Origin of the sequence: Chloroflexus islandicus, assembly GCF_001650695.1 — a bacterium.
Taxonomy (GTDB): domain Bacteria; phylum Chloroflexota; class Chloroflexia; order Chloroflexales; family Chloroflexaceae; genus Chloroflexus; species Chloroflexus islandicus.
In genome coordinates this window covers 20125-38550 of sequence record NZ_LWQS01000049.1, presented here as the reverse complement: position 1 = coordinate 38550, position 18426 = coordinate 20125, and the positions used below count along the sequence as shown (strand labels likewise).

Genomic DNA, 18426 nt, shown 5'->3' with positions numbered 1-18426 from the left:
TCTGCACCGCCCTGCCTCGATGATAGGCAGGGCGGTTTTGTGTTATCCACCGTTTCGCGCGCCTCCCGCCCGCCGGAAATCACGCACCAGCAACCGCATCCGCCGTTGCCCGTTCCATTCATCCACTGCCAATTGATAGGCGAGATCAATCGTCGGGTAGCGTTGCAACGCTTCGGCCAAGCGACCGAAGTGAAAGCCGATCGCCTCAAAGACGCTATTGCCGGCGCGCACCCGCATGCGTAGATGGGCGCCATCGCTGGTCGGCTGTGGATCGATGGCGGTCACGTTTGGCGCCATCAAGATCGGCTGCGGATTGCCTTGCCCAAACGGCTCCAGTTGCTGGATGCCGGCGTACAGCTCCCACGATAGCTCGGTCAACGGCAACACCGCGTCAATCATCAGCCGCGGCGCCAGTTGGTCGTCGCGCAAATATTGCCGGCTCAAGGTGAGCAATCGCTGTTCAAGCGCCGGAATCTGCGCGGTGGCAATCGTAAAGCCGGCTGCCGCAGCATGGCCGCCGTAGCGCACGAAGAGGTCGGCGCATTGATCGAAGATATCGATAATACTGAAACCGGGGATCGAGCGAGCCGAACCGCGCGAGGTTTCACCGCCTTGCTCGATGACCACCACCGGGCGATGGTAGGTCTCGGCGATGCGCGCCGCCACCAACCCGATCACACCGGCGTTGAATTCAGGGCTAGCGAGCACAATCAGCGGCTGCTCAGCCCGCCCGCTCTGCGCGACCAGCTCTTCGGCCCGCGCCTGCAACTGGCGGGTCAGCGCCTGCCGCTCGCGATTGGTGGCATTCAATTCGGCGGCTAACCCATCGGCAGTTTCCCGGTCACCGGCCAACAACAACTCGTAGGCGCGGCGGGCGTCGGCCAGCCGCCCGGCGGCGTTGAGGCGGGGGGCGAGCGCAAAAGCAATCGCGCCGCTGTCGATCAAGCCGGGTGCTAGCCCGGCGGCAGCCATCAGCGCGCGCACGCCGGGGCGCGCCGTCTCATTAAGCGCGATCAGACCAGCCCGCACTAAGACCCGATTCTCGTCGAGCAATGGCCCCATATCGGCTACCGTGCCTAGCGCCACCAGATCGAGCATATCACGTCCGCGCAAATTGGCCGGACGCTTACCGTAGCGCGCCAGTGCCTGTATCAGCTTGAAGGCAATCCCAACCCCGACCAATCCTTTAAACGGATACGCGCAATCGGGTTGCTTGGGATTAACCACCGCCAACGCCGGCGGCAGCTCGGCAGGCGGATGGTGGTGATCGGTGACGATCACGTCGATCCCCAACCGGTTCGCCTCGACCACTTCGGCATAGTTCGAGATGCCGCAATCAACCGTAATCAGCAAACGCACGCCATCGGCGGCCAACTGGCCGATTGCAACGTTGTTCAAGCCATACCCCTCGCGCGCACGATGCGGGATGTACGGCCGGATTCGCCCGCCCATTGCACCAATCGCTTGGGTCAGTAGCGCGACTGCCGTCACCCCATCAACATCAAAATCGCCATAGACCGCCATCAACTCACCGCGATCGATGGCTGCGGCGATCCGGGCTGCGGCCTCAGCCATGCCGCGCATGTGAAACGGATCGTGCAAGCCGGTAGCGTAATCGGCGGCCAGAAAGGCGCTAGCGGCGGCAGGATCAAGCAACCCGCGCTGGTACAGCAACGTCGCCAGCAACGGCGGCAGACCAAGACGTTCGCGAACATCGGCAGGCGCTGGCGGGCGAATCTCCCAGCGCTGGCGGCGAGCTGACATACACATCACTCCTGTCGTGAGGGGCAGAGTGCAGGCGGCAATTATTATACTCCGCTTTCGCACTGCCGGTACGAGCACCGTATTGGCACGAAATGATTGCCGGTTGGTAATATCACCGTGCTATCATGAATACCGCAGAGAATGCTGAATAGTTACGCCCAAATTTTTATCCAATGACGTCACGTCTCGTCAAACTACTGTTCGTAAGCTGGGTCATGATCGGTTGCGCCGCGCCGCCGCCACCGCCAGCGTCGCCCCCCCCCTGCGCTGCTCCGCATCCTGAATTGGGACACCTATATTGACCCTGCATTACTCGATGCGTTTACTGACGAGACCGGCATTACCATTGTCTACCACACCTACAGCAACAACGAAGAGCTGTACAACATTCTGACCACCGCCAAAGATCCGTACGATTTAGTAATCGTCAGCGATGTACTCATCGATCGACTGATCCGCGAGCAGCGGTTGGCCATGCTGAACCGTGGACGGATCCCCAATCTGGCCAATCTTGATCCGGCATTGAATCGAATCGCAAGTGATCCGGTCAATCGCTTTTGCGTGCCGTATTTATGGGGGGTGCTTGGCTTTGGCTACCGCCAATCAACCCAGAGCCAGCCGATCGCCAGTTGGGACGACGTGTTCGACCCGGCCCGCAGCAATCGCGTGGTGATGATTGATGACCCCCGCTTTGGCCTCGGATTAGCGCTGATAAAGCTAGGCTACAGCCCAAATACAAGTGATCCATCCGCCATTGGCGCTGCCCGTGATTGGTTGCGCACCCATGCTGGACGCATTGTTCGTTTTGCCGGCGATGATGGGCAAACCTTCTTAGCCAACGGCGAAGCCGATGTAGTGATCGAATGGAGTGGCGATATTCTCCAACTAGCGCGCATCGATCCTGACATCCGGTTTGACATTCCGGCCGAGGGCGCTATTTTCGCGGCTGATAATATGTGCGTGCTCGCCGATGCCGCTCACCACGCCGCCGCCGAGCAATTTATCAATTTTCTCTTGACGGCTGAACACGGGGCGGCTTTAGCGAATAAAACCCGCTATATTTCACCGAATCGCGCCGCCTTTGACCGGCTTGATAACGAACTGCAGCGCTTAATCCAACGCTATCAGGCCTTTGAACAAGAGGGGCGGTTATTCCGGTTAGTCGATGTTGACTCAGCAACCTACGAACTCTACCGTGCAGCTTGGGCTGAGGTGCGGCGATGAATGAGCCATCCCCTTGCTTGCGCCGCCGGCTCACAATTGGTATCGTGAGCGCAATTATGCTTTCGTTGGTGGTGTCAATCGGCGGCTTATGGATCCAAGCATCACTTCACCAACACACCACCGATCGCCTAGAGAAAGCAGCACAAGCCCGTGAAGCGGCCTTGTCGCTCAATATTGCTTTGCTGACGGCACACCGCTATGATAGCGCTCTGCTTGAGCTGGCGTATCGCAACCAACCTATCGAACCGCTCACGGTAGTTGCTTACACGACCACCTTGCAAGAAGTACGCCAAGCGTTTGGCAAGCTTGAGGCATTGAGCGGCGAATTCACCTCGCTCACCCCATCCACGCACGAATTGGGTCAGATCCTCAATACCTATCAAGCCACCCTTGCGCAGATCACGGCCCAGATTGAGCAGCGTCGCCGCATCGATGGTATCGAGCATCAACTTCGTGAAGCGCGGCGCGCCTTGTGGTTAACGCTTGATCAGCACGAGAGCGCATTCCGCGAACGAGGGTTGCGGCTCGCACTGGAGGAGCAAGCATATCTAAGCACCCGCCGGCAGGAATATATTGATGGGGTACGCATCCAGATTAATCAATTGCGAACGGCAGCCATTGATCTGCCTGAACCGGATAACACCCTGCTCCAACAGCGGTTGACCGCCTATCTCAACACCTTCTTGCAACTGACCACACTTGATCGGGAACTGCAACAGTATGCCATCACCTTGCAGTATCACACCGATGATATGCTGCGCGCCATCGATGGCTTCCAGCAAGCGATGGCGACCGAACAAGATCAGGCGGCTGCGATGCTCAATCTGGCGGACTGGATGAGTTATGGCTTAATCCTGTGGATGATCGGCAGCAGTGCCACCATCTTTGTGACGCTCGGTTGGCTCGTCAATCGCCATATCACGCGCCCGTTAACCACATTGACCTACGCGGCCAAACGGGTGGCGAGCGGCTGGCGTGAGACGCCGATCCCAATTGTTGGCGCTGACGAGATCGGCGATCTGTCCCGTGCTCTCGCCCAGCTAACCAATGAATTGAATGAAACGATTGTCAAACTTGAAGATCGGGTCGCGCAACGTACCCTCCAACTGCAACGTACGCTCGCCCAAAATGAGGCCTTGCTCGCTCAGGAACGCCGGCGCAGCCGCAGCGAACAGGTTCTGATCGATCTGAGCCTTGCCTTGAGTCATCTGACTGATGAAGCGGCGATCTATCGGTGTGTGGTTGATACACTGGCTACCGGCAAAGAACCCGATGATCGCATCGGCATTTACACCCGCGAAGCAGATGGAACGTTCTGGATCCCGCAAGTCACCCATGGCTACCGGCGCGATCCTTTCCTCAAAGTAGTCGCATCCAAGACCCTCGAACAGATGCACGCCAACCCGTGCTATATCGCTGATCTGAGCGCTTATCCAATTCAGGGGTTTCCCGACCTACAGGGATCGGTGGTAGCAGCGACGATCCAATTGTATCAGCAAGATTATGCCTTGTTGGCCCTGTATCGCCCGCAACCCAACGCGTTTACCGACGATGAGATCGCCTATGTAGGCATTGCCGCGCGCTTGGCCGGACAGGCGCTGACGCGAGTGAGGCTGGTGGGGTCGTTGCAACAAGCCAAAGAGGCCGCCGAAGCCATCAATCGCGAGCGCAGCGCCTTTCTGGCCCGCCTCGACCACGATGTGCGTAACCCGCTCAATACCATTATTGCGATGGGCGAAATGTTGCGCGAGGCCCTTACCGACCGTCCGGCAGCCTCCGAAGATGCCGGCACGATTGCCCGCGCTGGTCGTCGCTTGCTGAGCCGGCTCAATATTCTGCTCGATAGCGCCAAGATCGAGTCGGGGATGCTCACCTTGCAGCCCGAACCGTTCTCGCTCGACACCCTGTTAGATGATGTGCTGAGCGAGATCGCGCCACTGATTCGCCATAATCACAACCGGCTCGAAGTTGAGCGACCGTCGCATTTGGGCTTGATCGTCGCCGATCTGAACCGGCTGCGCCATGTGCTGATCCATCCGCTGCGCTTTGCCGCCGCCACAACTCGACATGGCGCTATCACGGTGCAAGTGCAGCGACAAACGGCAGATGCGCAACGTGATGTGCTGGCAGTCACCATCAGCGATACCGGCGCCACCCTAAACGAACAGCACCTTAAAGCTTTGCTCACGCCATTCGCACTACCCTCCACCGAGTCGCGTCGCGCCGGCGAGGGGCAAGGGTTAGCGTTGAGTCGCCAGTTGTGCGAGTTAATGGGAGGTTCACTGGCCGCCTATCCGCGCACGCCAGCCGGGATCAGTTTCATGATCCATATACCGATCGTGCTCCCGCGTGAGCCTGACGATCCCGTTGCGCAAACTCGCTATTGGCCGCAACCTGACATTGTATTGGTGACAGCTATCGAAGCCCGCACCCTCCAAAACGCACTCGAACAAGTAGGCTGGCATGTCCAACGGGCAGCATCATTGGCCGAAGCAATTGCTCACGTGCGCCGGCCGCCATCAGCGTTGCTTATTGATACCACGCATGAACGCGCATCAGTAGAAGCAATGCTGCTTACCGCCGGTTGGGATGCCGTCCCTGTAATCTGGCTGTGCAGTGCTGATAGTGGTGAGGGCGCGATACGCTGCGCGCGGTGGCCGGGTGAGGTAGAGGCGGTGATTCGCACCGTAAAAACAGTACTGCCACGACCCCAACAGCCATCAAACACCATTTTATTGATTGAAGACGATACCCCAACTCGCTTGATGATCCGGCATGCGTTAGAAAGCGATGGGTGGCATGTGCTTGAAGCTGGCAATGGCGCCGCCGGGAAAACGATCTGGCTTAGTGCGAAGCCGGCGCTGGTGATTCTTGATTTGATGCTGCCTGATGGCGATGGATTAACCCTCTTGCATCATATACGGCAAACCATGACCACGCCGGTGGTGGTAGTGACTGCCAAAACGCTCCATCACGATGAGCAGAGTGTACTCACCAACATCGGCGCAACCGTGTTGCAAAAGGGTCGTTACCGGCGCAGTGATTTGATCGCCGCAGTGCGTGCCTTGGCGAAATGAGCGGGATCCATCCCCAATTGGCTTGGCACCAACCAGATGAATGCCGAATGATAAGGGCGGGTTGCAAACCCGCCCTTGCCTCCCACGCGACTAAACCACCTACCGCCGCACAATCAGGCTCTGCCCGGTCATATCGGCTGCCGGCGGCAACCCCAACAGTTCTAGCAGCGTCGGCGCCACATCGGCCAACCGCCCGCCGCTGCGCAGGCTCACGTCATCCTTACCGTAGCCGGGGCCGCCGATCAAAAAGCAAGGCGCCGGGTTGGTCGTATGGGCCGTATGCGGGCCGCCTGTCTCTGGATCGATCATCTGCTCGGCGTTGCCGTGGTCGGCAATCACCAGCGCCACCCCGCCGCGGGCCAAAATCGCCGGCACCACCTTCGCCAACCCGGCATCGACCGCTTCGCACGCCTTGATCACCGCCGGAATGCTGCCGGTATGGCCGACCATATCTGGGTTGGCGTAATTGACCACAATGAAATCGTACTGGTCGCTCTCGATCGCCTGCAAGAGCGCTTCGGTCACTTCCGGCGCGCTCATTTCCGGCTTGAGATCGTAGGTAGCGACTTTCGGCGAGGGAATGAGCTGGCGATCCTCGCCGGGGAACGGCTCTTCGCGCCCGCCGTTGAGGAAGAAGGTGACGTGCGGGTACTTCTCGGTTTCGGCGATGTGGAATTGGCGCATACCGGCTTGGCTAATCACCGCCGCCAGCGGGCTCGTGACATACCGCGGCGGGAAGGCGATCAATACCGGCAACCCCTCTTCGTACTGGGTCATCGTCACGAAGCATAGATCGCGCAACTGCCGGTCGCGCTGCCAAATCTGCGGCGGCAACGGCTGGCCCTCGGCTTTTTGCCGCTCGTAATGCTGGCGAATGCGCTCGTTGAGGTCTGGATCAACGAAGGCGCGGGTCAACTGGCGGCCCCGGTCGGGGCGGAAGTTAGTGAAGATTACTGCATCGCCGTCGCGCACGGTAGCGATGGGAGCGCCATCAGCACCGACGATCACCGTCGGCAAGACAAACTCATCGCTGACATCCTTTGCATACGAGGCTTCAATCGCCGCCCGCGCCGAGGGCGCCTGCTCGCCAACGCCATCAACCAACGCGGCATACGCCTTGCCGGTACGCTCCCAGCGCTTGTCGCGATCCATCGCGTAGTAACGCCCCGACACCGTCGCGATCACGCCGGTGCCGAGCCGGTTGATCACCCCTTCCAAGGTATCGAGAAAACCCAGCGCGCTGCGCGGCAACACATCGCGCCCGTCGAGGAAGAGGTGCAGGTAGACGCGGTGCAGTTGGTGGCGGTGGGCCAACTCAAGCAGCGCATGCAGGTGATCCTCGTGGGCATGGACGCCGCCGGGGCCGAACAGACCCATCAGATGCAGGGCCGAGTCACGCTGCTTGACGTGCTCGACCGCCTGCAATAAGGCCGGATTGGTAAAGAAATCGCCGTCAGCGATCGCTTTGCTGATCCGGGTTAGCTCTTGATAGACAACGAAGCCGGCGCCGATGTTGAGATGGCCGACTTCCGAGTTGCCGATTTGCCCTGCCGGCAACCCCACATCCAACCCCGAAGCGCCTAGTGTCGTGAAGGGGCAGGTCGCCATCCACGCATCAACGTGCGGCGTATCGGCCAGATCAGCCGCATTGCCGGGGCCGGGAGGCGCAACGCCCCAGCCATCCATAATAATCAACACCACCGGACGGGGACGGGTCATACGGTTTTTCTCCTTATCCAAGCCCAAAGGCTACTTGCGCGATTCGCCATGCCGCCAGCAGGCCAAGCAGCGCCGCGCCTAAGAGCGGAACAACGGTGAAGAGGATGCTCCAGATTCGTTCGCCCACGGGCGGATTGGTGCTCACAAACCCGCGTACGAGTTCGCGCTGTACCGCCTGCCAACCACCCCAGAGGGTCGCAATCGCTAATGCGGCAAAGACCAGCGCCGCACCCAACGCAATCAGTGAACCGAGCAGCGCCATACGATTCTCCTTGTCTGCGAACCGTCTCACCACCTTATCGGAATGAAATCGCAATTATTCCACCATCCACCGCCCCGGATTGAGAATCCCCGCCGGATCCCACCGCTGGCGCAACACGCGCATCAGATCGATCGTTGGCGGCGGCGGCCCCCAGCGCTCGATCCCGGCGGGGCCGCGTTCAACCACCGCGTAGCCATCCATCCCGGCAAGGGTTTGGCGGAGGGCAGGCAGGTGCGTTACCGCCACCATCGGCCAGCGCCCAACCATCAGGCCAAGACCGGGGCAGATGGTGAGCTGGGATGGGGCTAGCGCCGTCACCGCATCGACGGCGGCGGCCAGCATTCGCTCAGGCACGCCAATGCGCAATACAAGAGCATCGTCGGGCGTGGATGGCACTGCCCACAGTTCACGATCATCGACGCTGAGCGCGACCTCCTCAGCTCGATCGCAAGCGGCGGTCGCCAACCCCAGTTGGCGCTCGACGGCTGCGGCAACGCCGGCAAACCGAACCGCCAGCGTGACCGTCTCGGCCACGGTGATGGCCAACGCGACCGGTTGCACCGGCGGTTGCCGGATGGCGGCGGCGGCGTGCAGCGCTGCGGCAGGAGTGGCAAAGACGGCCCGCACCGATGCGATGCGTTCCGGCAACGGTGCGACCTTGAACGTGACGGTAGCAATGACGCCGAGCGTACCAAACGCGCCAAGGTGCAATTTGTGCGTGTCGTAACCGGCTACATTCTTCACCACCCGCCCGCCGCTCTGCGCGATCCGGCCATCGCCGAGCACCACCTGCATGCCGAGCAACCAATCACGCGGCCCGCCATAGCCGAGCCGCAACGGCCCCCACGCCGCCGTCGCCAACAACCCGCCGATGGTAGCGGTCGCAGGCGCCGGCGGATCCCACGGCAGCCATTGCCCGCGCTCGGCCAGCACCGCTTGCAGTGCGCCCAACGAGATGCCAGCCTCGACCATCACGACCAGATCGGCGGGATGGTATTCGATCACCCGATCGAGGCGGCGCAGATCGAGGGCCAGATCATAGCGTGTCGGCGGGTTAGTCACAAACTGGCGCGTGCCGGCGCCCCATGGCGCCACCGCCGAGCGCGCACGGGATGCCGCAGCGAGCACTTCAGCCATTTCGGCCACGGTCGCTGGCTGCGCCACGTGGCGCGGCAAGCGATCACCGAGCGCATACGCAGCAGTTTGGAGGGTTGGTTGGGAAGCTGCCACGTTCATCATCACGCCTTTGCCTTGGCATCAAATCCATGCCCCGCGATCAACCGCGCGCAACGCGCCGTGGGCGCGGCGAATATCGGTACAATTACTGCCGCTGGGCAAGAGTTTACACGGATTCATCACGCCAGCCGGATCAAAGACCGCCCGCACATCGGCAAAAGCGGCCAAATCAGCCGGGCCGAAGATCCATCCCAAATAATCGCGCTTCTCGATTCCGATCCCGTGTTCGCCGCTGATAGTACCGCCGGCAGCGACACAGGCCTGCAAAATCTCTTCACTCGCCGTCACTGCCCGCTCGAGCGCACCGGGGTGGCGCAGATCGAACAGCAACAACGGATGCAGGTTGCCGTCACCGGCGTGAAAGATATTCACGATGGTGATCTGATGGCGCGTCGCTACCTCTTCAGTGAATCGCAGCAATTCGGGCAACCGCGACCGCGGCACCACCCCGTCTTGAATATGGTAGTGGGGCGCAATCCGTGCGCAGGCGGCCAATGCCCCCTTGCGCCCGGCCCACAACTTGGCCCGCTGCGCTTCATCGTGGGCGGCGCGCAACTCGCGCACGCCATACTGCCGGCACAAGGCCGCAATCTGCTCAGCCTGCGCCGCCACCTCTTCGCTCAAACCGTCGATCTCGATCAACAGCACGGCCCGCGCATCAGCCGGATACCCGGCCCGCACCGCTGCTTCCACCGCCGCAATCCCCTGCCCGACCAGCATCTCAAGCGCTGCGGGCAGAATGCCGTGGGCAATAATCGCCGACACCGTCGTGCTGGCGGCATCGAGATCATCGTAGATGGCGAGAAACGTGCGCACCGCTTCCGGGTTTGGCGTCAGCTTGACCAGCGCCTCGGTGGCAATGCCGAGCGTGCCTTCGCTGCCAATCATCACGCCGAGCAGATCGTAGCCGGGGGCATCGAGCGCGGCGCTGCCCATTTCCACCACCCGGCCATCGGCTAACACCACCGTAGCGGCCAAGACATGGTTGGTGGTCACACCGTACTTCAAGCAATGCGGCCCGCCGGCGTTGGTAGCGAGATTGCCGCCAATCGTACTCGAACGCTGGCTGCTCGGATCAGGGGCGAAATGGAGACCGTAGCGTGCGGCGGCCAGACTCAGATCGGCATTGACCACACCAGCTTGCACGCGGGCCGTGCGGGCTACTGGATCAATCGCGAGGATGCGGTTGAGGCGCGTGAGCGAAATGACCAACCCCCCCTGTTCGGGCACCGAACCGCCGGCCAGACCGGTGCCGGCGCCCCGCGCCACGATCGGCGCGCCGAGCTGGGCAGCTACCTTGACGCAGGCTGCCACCTCGTCAGTAGTGCGCGGCGCTACCACCACCTCCGGCATCCCTTGATCGAGCACCGAGCCATCGTACTCGTAGAGCATCAGCTCTTCAGGCCGGCGCAACACAATGGCGGGATCGACGACGCGCAGCAGCGCCGCGACCAGAGCATCCTTCATCATCTTCGCCAATTCCTTACTGCCGCCACGGGCCGGTTGAATGCTACTTCGTGCGCACCCGGCGCTTCAGATCGATAACCGGACGCCGAAACGAGAGTACGTCAAGCGTGCCACGGGGGTACGACCGCAAGATCAGCGCCAACCCGCGCGGATGCCGCCGCCAGATCCCGGCTAGCGCCAACCCGATCAAGAGCGGCGTCATCACCCACACCAACACCGGCGTACCATTGTTGAGCACAATTGAACCAAGCCCTACCCCGACGAGGATCCACTGCGCCATCGGCAAGAATAGCATCCGTTCGCGCAGATGAACAAACGCGACCAGATATGCGATCACATACCAGACCGACAGCAGGATCATCATCAGCAAGAGCCACGAAAGTACTGTCTCCATAGCCGTCCTCGCTACGCCCGCCACGCCGCAGGGGCATGATAACACACCTGCGCTCGCACAGCGATCCAACGACGCAGAGGGCGCAAAGGCGCAAAGGGTTTTAACGCAAAGGCGCTAGGGACGCCGAGGGCGCGAAGAGGTTTTGGGATGGTGATCATCCTCCGCGTCCGCGGCGTTCTCTACGGTAGACACCATGTATCCCCCTCTCCCACTGGCGCGGGAGAGAGGCGCGGCTGCATGTCGCTCGATGATGGTTTCTCGCCAACCACGCGGCTCCCCCTCGCCCGCCTTCAGGTGGGAGAGGGGGCCGGGGGGTGAGGGCAGATAACGCCAAGCACGTGAAGGTTTGAACGCAAAGACACAGCGGTTCTCGCCCTCACCGCCACGAACAACACCCCTATGGTATAATCAGCCGGCAACGAACCCAATGGCGCAGGGAGTTCTACAGCATGGACAATCGGCCCAGTATCAGCGTCTTCTTCCCCGCTTGCAACGACGCCGGCACAATCGGCAGTATGGTGGTCGCAGCGATCGAGACGCTCGAAGAGATTACCGATGATTACGAAGTGATCGTGGTTGAGAACGGCAGCACCGACTACACGGTCGAGGTGCTTGAGTCGCTGGCCAAACGCTACGACAAGCTGCGGGTCTATACGCACCGGCAGGCACTCGGTTACGGCGGCGCGTTGCGGGTCGGCTTCGCCAAGGCGACGAAAGATCTGGTCTTCTACACCGACGGCGACGCCCAATACGATCCGCGCGAACTCAAACTGCTCTTGCCGGCGCTGCGCGAGGATGTTGATATTGTCAACGGTTGGAAGATCGATCGTGGTGATCCGCTGCACCGGGTCATTATCGGGCGGATCTATCACCATACCGTGAAGTTTCTCTTCGGCTTCAAACTGCGTGATGTCGATTGCGATTTCCGCCTGATTCGCCGCCATGTCTTCGACGACATCGAGCTGGAATCAGACAGCGGCACCATCTGCCTCGAACTAGTCAAGAAATTGCAAGACTCCGGCTACCGGTTTGCCGAAGTGCCGGTGCATCACTATCACCGCACTTACGGCAAGAGCCAGTTCTTCAACTTCCCGCGGCTGTGGCGCACGTTTGTGCAATTGATCGAATTGTGGTGGAAGTTGGTGGTGCGGCGCGAGCATCTGCGCAAACGCAAAACCCGCGCGCGTACCGAAGCCGAGCAGACGACGCGCTGAAACGTCGCAAACTAACTCTGGGCCAATTCGCGCAAGCGCGATGGGTTGAGCAGCGTGATGCCGGAGCTATCCACATCGAGCAGGCGCGCATCGCGGAACTGGTTGATCACTTTGGTGACGGTTTCGCGGTAGGCATTGATCATGTCGGCCAGTTGTTGATGGGTACGGCGCGGTAGCCGGGCCGGTTGCGGCGTCGCGACCGGCTGCGTCTCAGACATTTCGAGCAGCACTGAAGCCAATCGGGCCGGCACCGACTTGAACGCCACTTCTTCGATCCGGCGGCTGACGATCAGCCGTTGCTGGCCGAGCAATTCGAGCATTGCTGTCGCTAACGCGCCATCATTCGCAATTGCCTGCAACGCTTCAGCCCGCGGCACCGCCAACGCGCGCACCGGCGTCAACGCCTCAGCAAAGGTGTCATAGGCGGTCTCACGCTCGAGGGCGCTCAAGCCAAACACTTGGCCGTTCTCAACGACGCGCACGGTCAACAAACGCCCTTCTTTTGAGGCAAGGTGCAATCCTACTTGCCCGTTGGCAAGCAGGTACAATGTTTGCGCCGGTTGGGCCGGTGTATAAATTGTGCTGTGCCGGCGGAATGACTGCGCCTGCCCGAATGGGGCCAAGCGATGCCAGACGAAGGATTCCGCTTCATGCAGCCGTGATGCCATGCCTTATCCCTTTCCGCGCCATCTCGACCGGCCAGTGTGGAGCGTTTCGTTGCTATGGTATTGTACCACAAGCTTTCGTTCATCGCCCCCCGATAAAATGAGCATTGGTATAATAATTTTATGAAGCATCGCAACCCTCCTTGGCAGCGCTGGTTCCGCATCGTATGGTGGATGGGGTTGAGCATCTGGCTGGCAGCATGTGCAATGCCGGCAACGCCAACCCCGACCAGCACCCTGCCGCCGACCGCAACACCGCCGCCGACGGCAACGCCGCTGCCACGCGGCGGCACGCTCAACCTGCGGATTGCCGCCAATATCACCGATCTGCGCCCATGGCAACCGCGCTCGCGGGCTGAAGAACACCTGATCGGCTTGCTGTACAGCGGTTTGATGCGCCTCGACGCTGATCTCTGGCCTACGCCTGATCTCGCTGAACGGCTCGATATCGATGCCGAAGGCCGGACGCTCACCTTTACCCTGCGCCCTGATCTGCGCTGGCACGACGGCCAGCCGCTGACCGCGGCTGATGTGCTCTTTACCCTCGAAGCGTTGCGCAGTTTGCCCGAAACCAGCACGGCGCTGCTAGCCGATCTGCGCTACATTGCCACCGCCTCCGCTCCTGACGAACGCACCGTGGTGATCGAGCTGCGCAGCCGCTATGCGCCAATGCTCAGTTTGCTCGCCGTGCCGATCCTGCCCCGCCACCTCTTTGCCGGGCGCGAGCTGAGCCAGATGAATTTCCTGAACCAGCCGGTCGGCAGCGGGCCGTTTCGCCTGACCGAACGGCAAGCCAACGGGAGCCTCGTTCTCGACCGGTTTGAGCAGTATCACCACGGCGCACCGCTGCTCGATCGGGTGGTCTTGACCGTCATTCCCGAAAACAGTCTTAGCCAGAGCGCGCTGCGCGATGGCCGGCTGCAAGCCGCCGAGCTGCCGTGGGGCAGCCAAGACGCGCTCGCCGATGTGGCGACGCTGCGCAGTGGCAGCATCCCCGAAAACGGGGTGTATTTTCTCGCCTTCAACTTGCGCCCCGGCCGGCCCTTTGCCGATGTCCGCCTGCGGCAGGCGCTCGCTACCGCCATCGATCTCCCCCGCCTTGTCGAGACCGCCACCAAAGGCGCCGGTATTCCGGTTGGCAATGGCGCATTGCCGGGAAGCTGGGCCGACCTGACCCCGCCGGTGACAGCCGGCGACTTGCCGGCGGCGCGTGAAATTCTTGATGCCGCCGGCTGGACATTGCCGGCCGGGGCGACGATTCGCCAGCGCGAGGGGGTGCCGCTGATAGCCCGCCTCTACGTGCGCAACGACGACGAGCGGCGGTTGGTGGCGGCGCGGCGCATCGCTGAAATTGCCGCCAGCATCGGCATTCAGATTGTGGTTGAACCAGCCGACTTTGCCACCGTCATTCTCGCCCGCTATGTCGCGCCCTACGATTTCGACCTCTTGCTGGGCAGTTGGATCAACGGCGCTGGCGATCCAGCCTTCGCCGATACGATGTTTTACGATCCCGACGATTTCGCCCTGTTCCATTCCAGCCAGCTCGAACAGGGGCCGGGTGACACGCGGGCCACGCGCAACTTCGTCGGTTTCAACGATCCGGTCTACGATGAGCAGGCGCTGATTGCCCGCCAGCTCTATGGGCGCGACGAACGGCGCAGCGCGATTGCCCAGACGCAGGCCCGCCTTGCCAGCGAGTTGCCCTACTTGTACCTGTGGGTTGACCGCACCGCGGTCGTACTCGATACCCGCTTGCGCACGCTTGACGGCCCGATCGATCTGAACACGCCGCGGTATTTGTGGAATATTGAACGCTGGTATCTGGAACGGTAGCGAGATAGGGAGTGGGGAATAGGGAGCAGGCAATAGAAATATGCCCTATCTGCCTGCTCCCGACCTCCCTATTCCCCCGCAGGTGGAACGTATGATCAACCCCTTTAGCGAACGCGGGCGCATCACCGATCCGGGCAAGTTTGTCGGGCGTTGGCGCGAGCTCGGCGCGGCGTGCGAACAACTCGAACGGCGGCGCCCCATTTTGCTGTACGGGCCGAGCGGCAGCGGGCGCTCGTCGCTGCTTACCCATCTGGCCCAAGCCGCCGGTGCGGTGCTCGAAATTCCCAACCTCAACGCTTTCTACCTCGATCTGGCTGTGTTGCCCGACGCCGCCACCACCTACGGCCTGATTGTGCGCGCGCTCGGCGGCAGCGAACCAACCATCGCTGCGCTTGAGCGGCGGTTGGCCGCCAATGGCCGCCCGGTGCTGATCTGCCTCGATGGGGTCGAGTCGGCGATTGCTGCTGGCTGGGGCGAAGACCTGCTCGAACGGTTAGGCCGGCTGGCCCGGCGCAGCGCCCCCGGCTACCACGGCGTCGCCGGGCCGACCGGCCAGAGCATGGCTTACGATCTGATGGTGGTTGGGGCCGTGCGTGGCGTGCCGCCAGCGCTCAGCGAACCGTTCGCCACCGTGCGGCTCGGCCCGCTCAGCTTTGCCGAAGCGCGCATGCTGCTCGACAGCTACCTCGAGGAAGGCGAACCACTCTTCAGCGCCGACGAAGTGCGTGAACTGATGGCACTCAGCGCTGGCCAGCCAGCCTTCTTGCAGCGCGCCGCCTACCACCTCTACGAAACGCGCCGCCGGCCAACCTATCGCTGGCGCAAAGCCTACCGCGCCGAACTGCGTGAGAACCCGCCGGTCGAGAACCCGCTCCCGCCGGCTATCTTCGAGGCTGAAGATGATGACGAAGACGATGACGAAACCGAGCAACCTGACTTGCCGCCAACCGAAGCGCCGCCGCGCCAGCGCCGCCGTCGCGCTAGCCTCACCCCCAACGACGATCTGCGCCCGCTGTTAGCGGCAGTCGGGCCGCTGCTAGCCGGCCTCGTCGGCATGCAAGCCAGCAACTCGTGGCCGGTTGGGGTCGCGATTGGCGCCGCCGGCTACCTCTCGGTCATCATCTGGAACTGGCGGCGCGGGGAGGGGTGAAGTCGTGTATAATACAAATCTAGTACTTGCGTTCTAATTAAGGCGTCGCATCATGACAACGACTGAACACATAGTATGCCAAAACGCCAGCCTCGCCGAGATAGACGATCTCGATCAGGCGCTCCACCAACGGTTTCGTGCTAAGATCGTCATCGACCAAGCGCTTAACCGATCGCTGGTCAGCTTTCAAGCCAACAAACAACTGCCAGTCTATCGTTGGTACAAGTTCAAAGAAGCCTTTTCAGCGCCATTTGTTGAATACATTCTCGACAAATATCAAATCACTCAAGGTGCCGTGCTCGATCCATTCGCCGGCAGCGGCACTACCCTCTTTGCTGCTAGCGCCAAAGGGCTTGATGCGGAAGGCATTGAGTTGTTGCCCATTGGCCAATACATCATTGCCACGAAGCAATTGCTTGATACCGCATTTACCGCCAGCGATTTCAACACCCTCCAACGTTGGCGCGACCCCCAAGTTTGGATGGATACTCCCAAAACTGTGACCTTACCGGAATTGCGCATCACGCGCGGCGCATATGCGGAAGCGACGAAAGACGCGATTGAGCGCTTTCTCAGCGCGTGCCAACACGAAAATGAGCGAGTAGCATTTGTTCTTCGTTTCGCCTTGCTGTGCGTGCTCGAAAGCGTTAGCTTTACACGCAAAGACGGCCAATACCTACGTTGGGACTATCGTTCGGGCCGTAAGCAGGGCAAGAAAATATTCAATAAGGGCGAGATACCGGGTTTTGTGCAAGCAATGACGCAGAAAATTGATGAAATTGTGCGTGATTTGCAACCATCGCTTCAACTTGATCTTTTTTCGACCGACCGTTCCACAGGAACGATTACACTATACCATGGATCATCACTTGAAATTTTACCAAAAATTCCATCCGAAAGCTACAGTGCTATTATTACCTCTCCGCCATACTGCAACCGCTACGACTATACACGAACATACGCTTTGGAATTGGCTATTCTTAATGTTACCGAATCTGAGCTGATCAGATTACGCCAAGACATGCTTAGTTGCACGGTTGAAAATCGGGCGAAAGACCTGCTGAGTCTGAATCCTGCTTGGCGTAAGGCGATTGAGATAACCGACCGGCAGGAACTGTTACAAGCAATTCTTAACTATTTAACTGCCCAAAAAGAGAGCGGCAGACTCAATAATAGCGGTATTCCGCGCATGGTTCGTGGCTATTTTTATGAAATGGCCTGCATCATCGCCGAAAGCGCACGGGTTCTCCGGCCCGGCGCACCGCTTATTATGGTGAACGATAACGTGCGCTATGCCGGCGCTAGCATTTCAGTCGATCTGATCTTATCCAGTATTGCCGAGCAATTAGGCTTTTCGATCGAACAGATTGTGGTATTACCAGATTCCAAAGGAAATAGCAGCCAGCAGATGGGGGCGCATGGAAAAGCGCCGTTACGAAAGTGTGTCTATGTCTGGGTTAAACAATAAGGCGTATCAAAAACATCTTACATCAAGCCGAGATCTAGAAACCTCGTATGAAGCGGTACGGGCCGGTTTTATTGCTATGGCGCTAGAAAAGAATCGACGCGCAACCCCATATATTGATGGAGCGCGCGCCTTGCGCCATCAAATAGCGACAGTGAACAATCCAGATCATTTGTTGCCCATGCAGGAAATCGAAGCAGCGTTACTCACTGCCGCTGGACTGTCTGACAAGGCCCAAAAACATCTCCAGCCGGATGATAAAAAGCGAGCTATCGAACATCTCATCAACGAATTCTTGCGGCCCGCAGGTGACACGTTTGCGGAAGAGTTAGTTTTTCGGTTCTTACTATTTCGTGGTGATGCGCTTGGCGGTACAATGCGCAATCTCGCTGGCGCCCTCGCCCAACGCAAAGTCACCCGAACGATAATGGCCATCTTGAGCAATGCTGGTCTACGGTATAAGTGGCAAGATGGGCGCAGCGGGAAATGGTTTACGCAGAGCGATGCCGATGTTGAGATTGACCAAACCCTACGAGGGTTGTCTTGGCAACATCCCAAGGGATTCAGAACGATGCTCTATAATTTTACCCCGCCAATCGTCAAAAACAATGTTGATATGTGCCTTCTGCATTGCGCTCCTGAGCACATAGCGACCACGGCTGCATCGGCAACAGCGTACCTCGCGTTGGGAGAACTCAAAGGTGGTATCGATCCGGCTGGCGCCGACGAACACTGGAAAACGGCGCGGGCGGCGCTAAACCGGATTCGTGACACTTTTGCTGCGGCCAATGCGACACCGCACCTCTTCTTCATCGGCGCTGCAATTGAACAGCGGATGGCGGACGAAATATGGGCTGATCTCTCTGCCGGACGGTTGAGCAATGCGGCTAACTTGACTAACGATCACCAATTAACTGCCATCGCCCAGTGGTTGTGCAGCCTATAAACTTGACTAG

The 18426-nt window shown here is 60.1% G+C and carries 14 protein-coding genes; 7 read left to right on the top strand and 7 right to left on the bottom strand.

All coding sequences use genetic code 11. From position 1 onward, the window contains the following. Positions 1 to 42: 42 nt before the first annotated feature. Positions 43 to 1764 (bottom strand): single-stranded-DNA-specific exonuclease RecJ, encoded by a 1722-nt coding sequence (gene recJ / locus A6A03_RS08740; RefSeq protein ID WP_066786507.1) that lies wholly within the window; start codon positions 1762 to 1764, stop codon positions 43 to 45. A gap of 267 nt (positions 1765 to 2031) precedes the next feature. Here recJ and A6A03_RS08735 point away from each other — a divergent pair, with 267 nt between their 5' ends. Beyond that, positions 2032 to 2988 carry a polyamine ABC transporter substrate-binding protein gene (locus A6A03_RS08735; protein ID WP_342673056.1) on the top strand — a complete coding sequence of 319 codons (957 nt, stop codon included), beginning with the start codon at positions 2032 to 2034 and terminating at the stop codon, positions 2986 to 2988. Next, entirely contained in the window at positions 2985 to 6065 is a 3081-nt protein-coding gene (locus A6A03_RS08730; RefSeq protein ID WP_245668915.1) for a response regulator, read from the top strand. Before A6A03_RS08735 ends, A6A03_RS08730 begins: the two co-directional genes overlap by 4 nt. A 99-nt stretch (positions 6066 to 6164) precedes the next feature. Here A6A03_RS08730 and gpmI read toward each other — a convergent pair whose 3' ends face one another. The 5 genes from gpmI to A6A03_RS08705 are packed head-to-tail and all read right to left on the bottom strand — an operon-like array spanning position 6165 to position 11143. After that, on the bottom strand, positions 6165 to 7784 hold the full coding sequence (gpmI, locus tag A6A03_RS08725) for a 2,3-bisphosphoglycerate-independent phosphoglycerate mutase (RefSeq protein ID WP_066786504.1): 1620 nt from the start codon (positions 7782 to 7784) through the stop codon (positions 6165 to 6167). A gap of 13 nt (positions 7785 to 7797) precedes the next feature. After that, complete coding sequence (locus A6A03_RS08720; protein ID WP_066786501.1) at positions 7798 to 8046, bottom strand: hypothetical protein; 249 nt, start codon at positions 8044 to 8046, stop codon at positions 7798 to 7800. 54 nt (positions 8047 to 8100) lie between these two features. Continuing rightward, a complete protein-coding gene (locus A6A03_RS08715) occupies positions 8101 to 9285 on the bottom strand; it encodes an FAD-binding oxidoreductase (protein WP_245668914.1) in 1185 nt (394 codons plus the stop codon). An 18-nt stretch (positions 9286 to 9303) separates the two neighbouring features. Next, positions 9304 to 10752: an FAD-binding oxidoreductase gene (locus tag A6A03_RS08710; protein WP_245668913.1), complete on the bottom strand. Its 1449-nt coding sequence runs from the start codon at positions 10750 to 10752 to the stop codon at positions 9304 to 9306. Between the two features lie 40 nt (positions 10753 to 10792). Next, the gene (locus tag A6A03_RS08705; protein WP_066786494.1) at positions 10793 to 11143 is read right to left on the bottom strand and encodes a hypothetical protein; all 351 of its coding nucleotides are present in this window, start codon (positions 11141 to 11143) and stop codon (positions 10793 to 10795) included. 449 nt (positions 11144 to 11592) lie between these two features. Here A6A03_RS08705 and A6A03_RS08700 point away from each other — a divergent pair, with 449 nt between their 5' ends. Beyond that, on the top strand, positions 11593 to 12357 hold the full coding sequence (locus tag A6A03_RS08700; RefSeq protein ID WP_066786492.1) for a glycosyltransferase family 2 protein: 765 nt from the start codon (positions 11593 to 11595) through the stop codon (positions 12355 to 12357). Positions 12358 to 12368: 11 nt separating this feature from the next. Here the strand turns inward: A6A03_RS08700 and A6A03_RS08695 are convergent, their stop codons facing one another. Further along, entirely contained in the window at positions 12369 to 13025 is a 657-nt protein-coding gene (locus A6A03_RS08695) for a Crp/Fnr family transcriptional regulator (protein ID WP_066786490.1), read from the bottom strand. Positions 13026 to 13145: 120 nt separating this feature from the next. Between A6A03_RS08695 and A6A03_RS08690 the strand changes: the two genes are divergently transcribed. From A6A03_RS08690 to A6A03_RS08675, 4 genes are all read left to right on the top strand, one after another. Then, positions 13146 to 14855 (top strand): peptide ABC transporter substrate-binding protein, encoded by a 1710-nt coding sequence (locus tag A6A03_RS08690; RefSeq protein WP_245668912.1) that lies wholly within the window; start codon positions 13146 to 13148, stop codon positions 14853 to 14855. Positions 14856 to 14946: 91 nt separating this feature from the next. Then, a complete protein-coding gene (locus tag A6A03_RS08685; RefSeq protein WP_066786488.1) occupies positions 14947 to 16005 on the top strand; it encodes an ATP-binding protein in 1059 nt (352 codons plus the stop codon). 52 nt (positions 16006 to 16057) lie between these two features. After that, entirely contained in the window at positions 16058 to 17473 is a 1416-nt protein-coding gene (locus A6A03_RS08680; protein WP_066786486.1) for a DNA methyltransferase, read from the top strand. Continuing rightward, a complete protein-coding gene (locus tag A6A03_RS08675; protein WP_066786483.1) occupies positions 17454 to 18416 on the top strand; it encodes an AvaI/BsoBI family type II restriction endonuclease in 963 nt (320 codons plus the stop codon). The genes A6A03_RS08680 and A6A03_RS08675 overlap by 20 nt, the downstream gene beginning before the upstream one ends. Positions 18417 to 18426: the final 10 nt, after the last annotated feature.

Excerpts from the sequence above, each read along its gene's own strand:
- recJ (WP_066786507.1), bottom strand. The coding sequence starts at position 1,764 with ATGTCAGCTCGCCGCCAGCGCTGGGAGATTCGCCCGCCAGCGCCTGCC.
- A6A03_RS08730 (WP_245668915.1), top strand. The coding sequence starts at position 2,985 with ATGAATGAGCCATCCCCTTGCTTGCGCCGCCGGCTCACAATTGGTATC.
- gpmI (WP_066786504.1), bottom strand. The coding sequence starts at position 7,784 with ATGACCCGTCCCCGTCCGGTGGTGTTGATTATTATGGATGGCTGGGGC.
- A6A03_RS08720 (WP_066786501.1), bottom strand. The coding sequence starts at position 8,046 with ATGGCGCTGCTCGGTTCACTGATTGCGTTGGGTGCGGCGCTGGTCTTT.
- A6A03_RS08715 (WP_245668914.1), bottom strand. The coding sequence starts at position 9,285 with ATGATGAACGTGGCAGCTTCCCAACCAACCCTCCAAACTGCTGCGTAT.
- A6A03_RS08710 (WP_245668913.1), bottom strand. The coding sequence starts at position 10,752 with ATGATGAAGGATGCTCTGGTCGCGGCGCTGCTGCGCGTCGTCGATCCC.
- A6A03_RS08705 (WP_066786494.1), bottom strand. The coding sequence starts at position 11,143 with ATGGAGACAGTACTTTCGTGGCTCTTGCTGATGATGATCCTGCTGTCG.
- A6A03_RS08700 (WP_066786492.1), top strand. The coding sequence starts at position 11,593 with ATGGACAATCGGCCCAGTATCAGCGTCTTCTTCCCCGCTTGCAACGAC.
- A6A03_RS08695 (WP_066786490.1), bottom strand. The coding sequence starts at position 13,025 with ATGGCATCACGGCTGCATGAAGCGGAATCCTTCGTCTGGCATCGCTTG.
- A6A03_RS08690 (WP_245668912.1), top strand. The coding sequence starts at position 13,146 with ATGAAGCATCGCAACCCTCCTTGGCAGCGCTGGTTCCGCATCGTATGG.
- A6A03_RS08685 (WP_066786488.1), top strand. The coding sequence starts at position 14,947 with ATGATCAACCCCTTTAGCGAACGCGGGCGCATCACCGATCCGGGCAAG.
- A6A03_RS08680 (WP_066786486.1), top strand. The coding sequence starts at position 16,058 with ATGACAACGACTGAACACATAGTATGCCAAAACGCCAGCCTCGCCGAG.
- A6A03_RS08675 (WP_066786483.1), top strand. The coding sequence starts at position 17,454 with ATGTCTGGGTTAAACAATAAGGCGTATCAAAAACATCTTACATCAAGC.